This is a genomic window from Plasticicumulans sp., from assembly GCF_035331805.1.
In the GTDB taxonomy this organism is placed as follows: domain Bacteria; phylum Pseudomonadota; class Gammaproteobacteria; order Competibacterales; family Competibacteraceae; genus Plasticicumulans.
Window position 1 is genome coordinate 1 of the sequence record NZ_DAOLKE010000368.1, and the last position, 3,291, is coordinate 3,291.

2 protein-coding genes are annotated in these 3,291 nt (G+C 71.8%); both read right to left on the reverse strand.

Translation table 11 applies throughout. The annotated features are described in order from the left end of the window. Positions 1–68: 68 nt before the first annotated feature. Positions 69–692 carry a peptidoglycan-binding domain-containing protein gene (locus PKE44_RS16915; protein WP_324553608.1) on the reverse strand — a complete coding sequence of 208 codons (624 nt, stop codon included), beginning with the start codon at positions 690–692 and terminating at the stop codon, positions 69–71. A gap of 159 nt (positions 693–851) precedes the next feature. After that, the gene (rsgA, locus tag PKE44_RS16920) at positions 852–3,164 is read right to left on the reverse strand and encodes a small ribosomal subunit biogenesis GTPase RsgA (protein ID WP_324553610.1); all 2,313 of its coding nucleotides are present in this window, start codon (positions 3,162–3,164) and stop codon (positions 852–854) included. Between the last annotated feature and the right edge of the window lie 127 nt (positions 3,165–3,291).

Sequence of the window (3,291 nt, forward strand, 5' to 3'; positions counted from 1 at the left end):
CCAAAGAAAAGCCCCGCCGGAGCGGGGCTCTTTCTGCAACGGCGCGGCGATGCGCGCCGTGTGCGTGCTCAGTTGGCGGGAGCCGCACCCGGCTTGCCGAACGGCTGCAGCAGGCGCAGCAGCGTCAGCGAATCCGGCAGGCCGGTTTCCGGCAGGCCTTCCTTCTTCTGGAAGGCCTTGATCGCGTCGCGGGTCTTGCTGCCCCACTTGCCGTCGGCGGTGCCGGAGAAGCCGGCCTTGTCCTTCAGCGCGGTCTGGGCCTGCTTGAGCACCTCGGAGTACATCAGGCCCTTCTTGTCGCCTTCCGAGATCTCGACGACCTCGGCCTTGGTCTTCAGGCGCTTGGCGGCGAGATCGTTGGTCAGGGCCTGGACCACGTCCATGAACTTGGCCTGCGGGTTCTTGCGGCAGGCGTTCAGCACGAGGTTCGACAGCAGCAGCGAGTCCTGCCACGGAGCGATGTCGAAGGTCTCGGGCGTGGTCATGTTCAGCCCGGTCACGTAGCCGTCGAACCAGCCGACGACCAGCGCGGCATCGGTGGAATTCGGGTTGATCTTGGACATGCCCTCGCAGGTGAGGGTCGCGGCGCCCTTGGGCGCGTAGGCCTTGTCCTTGTCGGCAGCGTGCACGACGCCGTTCTGGGACAGCAGACCGAGCAGGCCGATCAGGCCGACGGTGGCGATGCGCTTCATGGTGTCTCCGCTGATGAATCCGTCACTGGCATCCGCATGGGCAGGGACGCACGTAGGGGGCCGGGTGGCACGAGGGGGCGGGGGCGACGGCGAGCAGCCGCGCGGCGGGCCGAATGCTAGCGGCGGGCGCTGCGCTGCACAAGCCGCGTTACCGGACGGTCACGCCGGGCGTTTGCCTGCCGCATCACGGATTTGACGGTAGGCATCGAGGCGCCGCGCGTCGAGTTCGCCGCGCCCGACCGCGGCGAGCAGCGCGCAGCCCGGCTCGACCGTGTGCGCGCAGTTGCCGTAGCGGCAGTGGCCGAGATACGGCGCGAACTCGCGAAAGCCGCGGTCGAGCTCGCCGGGCGCGAGTTCGGCCAGCTCGAAGCTGCGCACGCCCGGCGAGTCGATCAGGCTGCCGCCGTCGGGCAGCGGGTAGAGCGTCGTCGTCGTCGTCGTGTGCTGGCCGTGGCCGGTGGCCGCCGACAGCGCCTGCGTGCGGATCTCGCGCTCGGGCAAAAGCGCGCGCACCAGCGAGGATTTGCCGACGCCGGACTGGCCGACGAGGATGCTGGTGCGTCCGCCGAGCCGGGTGCGCAGCTCGGCGAGGCCGAGATCGGTGCGCGTGCTCGCGTGCAGCAGCGCATAGCCGATGCGCGCGTAGGTGCCGAGCCGGGCTTCGAGCCGGGCGCGGCGGTCGGCATCGCAGAGATCGAGCTTGTTGACGACGAGGCCGGCCTCGACGCCGATCAGCTCGATCGCCGCGAGGTAGCGGTCGATCAGGTATTCGTTGAAGTCCGGCTCCGGCGCGATCACGACCAGCACCTGATCGAGATTGGCCGCGACCGGCTTCAGACGGCCGCTGTAGTCGGGCCGCGCCAGCAGCGAGCGGCGCGGCTCCAGCGCCACGACCACGCCGGAATCGTCGCGTGCGCGCTGCCAGAGCACGCGATCGCCGCAGGCGAGCGCGCCGAGGTTCTGGCGCACCAGGCAGCGGTGCAGCGCGGCTTGCGCATCCTCGACGATCAGCGAGGCGCCGTAATGGGCGATGACGGTGCCGGGCTCGGCCGCTTCGAGATCCTCGAGCTCGTCGGCGGCGCGTGCCGCGCGCTCGCGGGCGCGGGTGCGGCGGTTCTCGTGCAACTCGCGGATGCGCTCGACCTGCCGGCGCGTCAGCCGCCGCCCGCTCAAGCCGGTGCCCCGGCGTGCGGGGTCGTGTGCCGTTCGAGCGCGGCGATGCGCTGCGGTGCCGGCGGGCGCGTTCAGGCGCCCGATGCGCTGGGCCGCCGGCGGGTGCGAGTCGTAGACGGCCGAGTGCAGCGGATCGGGGGTCAGCGTCGCGGCGTTGTCACGGTACAGCCGCACCAGCGCGCGCTTGAGCGCCCCGCCGTCGGCGACCTCGGCGGCGTAGGCGTCGGCCTCGAACTCGTGGCGGCGCGAATACCACGCGAGCGGCGGCTGCAGCAGGATGCCGAGCGAGCCGGCGACGCTCAGGAACAGGTACAGGCCGGCCCAGGTCGAGGGCTGCGGCACGCCGAGCGCGAGGAAGAAGCCCGGCTGCCCGATCAGCCACGCGCAGACCCCGAGCCCGGCGAGCGCCAGCCCGAGCGACAGCGCGATGCGCGAGACGATGTGCCGGCGCTTGAAGTGCCCGAGTTCGTGCGCGAGCACGGCCTCGATCTCGTCGGGGTCGAGCGTCGCGAGCAGCGTGTCGAAGAACACGATGCGCCGCGCACGGCCGAAGCCGGTGAAGTAGGCGTTGCCGTGGCCGGAGCGGCGCGAGCCGTCCATCACGTACAGCCCGCCGGAGGCGTAGCCGCAGCGCGCGAGCAGCGCCTCGACGCGCGCGCGCAGCGACTGGTCGGCGAGCGGCTCGAAGCGGTTGAACAGCGGCGCGATGAATACCGGATAGACCCACAGCATCAGCAGCTGGAAGCCCGACCACGCCGCCCAGACCCAGACCCACCACCATTGCCCGCCGTGCGCCATCAGCCACAGCGCCAGCGCCAGCAGCGGCAGGCCGAGCGCGGCGCCAAGCAGCGAGCCCTTGACCAGATCGCTCGCGAACAGCGCCGGCGTCGTGCGGTTGAAGCCGTGGCGCGCCTCGATCACGAACACCCGCCAGAGCTTCAGCGGCAGCACCAGCAGGCTGCCGATCGCGATCGCCGAGCCGATCACCGCGACCCCGGTCGCGGTCTCGCCCCAGCCGAAGCCGCGCCAGGCTGCATCGAGCGCCGCGAAGCCGCCGCCGAGCGTCCAGCCGAGCAGCACCAGCGTGTCGACGACCAGCGCCAGCAGGCCGAAGCGCGTGCGTTCGAGCGTGTAGTCGGCCGCGCGCCGGTGCGCGGCGAGCGGAATGTCGGCCGCGAAGGCCGGCGGCACCTGCTCGCGGTGGGCGCGCACGTGGCGCAGCTGGCGCAGCGCCAGCCAGATCTGCAGCGCCAGCGCCGCGGACAGCAACAGCAGGAAAATCAGCGTAGACTCGCGCATTCGCCGGAAAGGCCGTGTGGGACACCGGTCCCGAGCGTAGCCCGCGCCCCGCGCACGCGGCAACCGGCCCCTGCCCCCGCCGAGAAGCCGCGCCATGACGCCCAATCCCGAGCACCTGATCTGGATC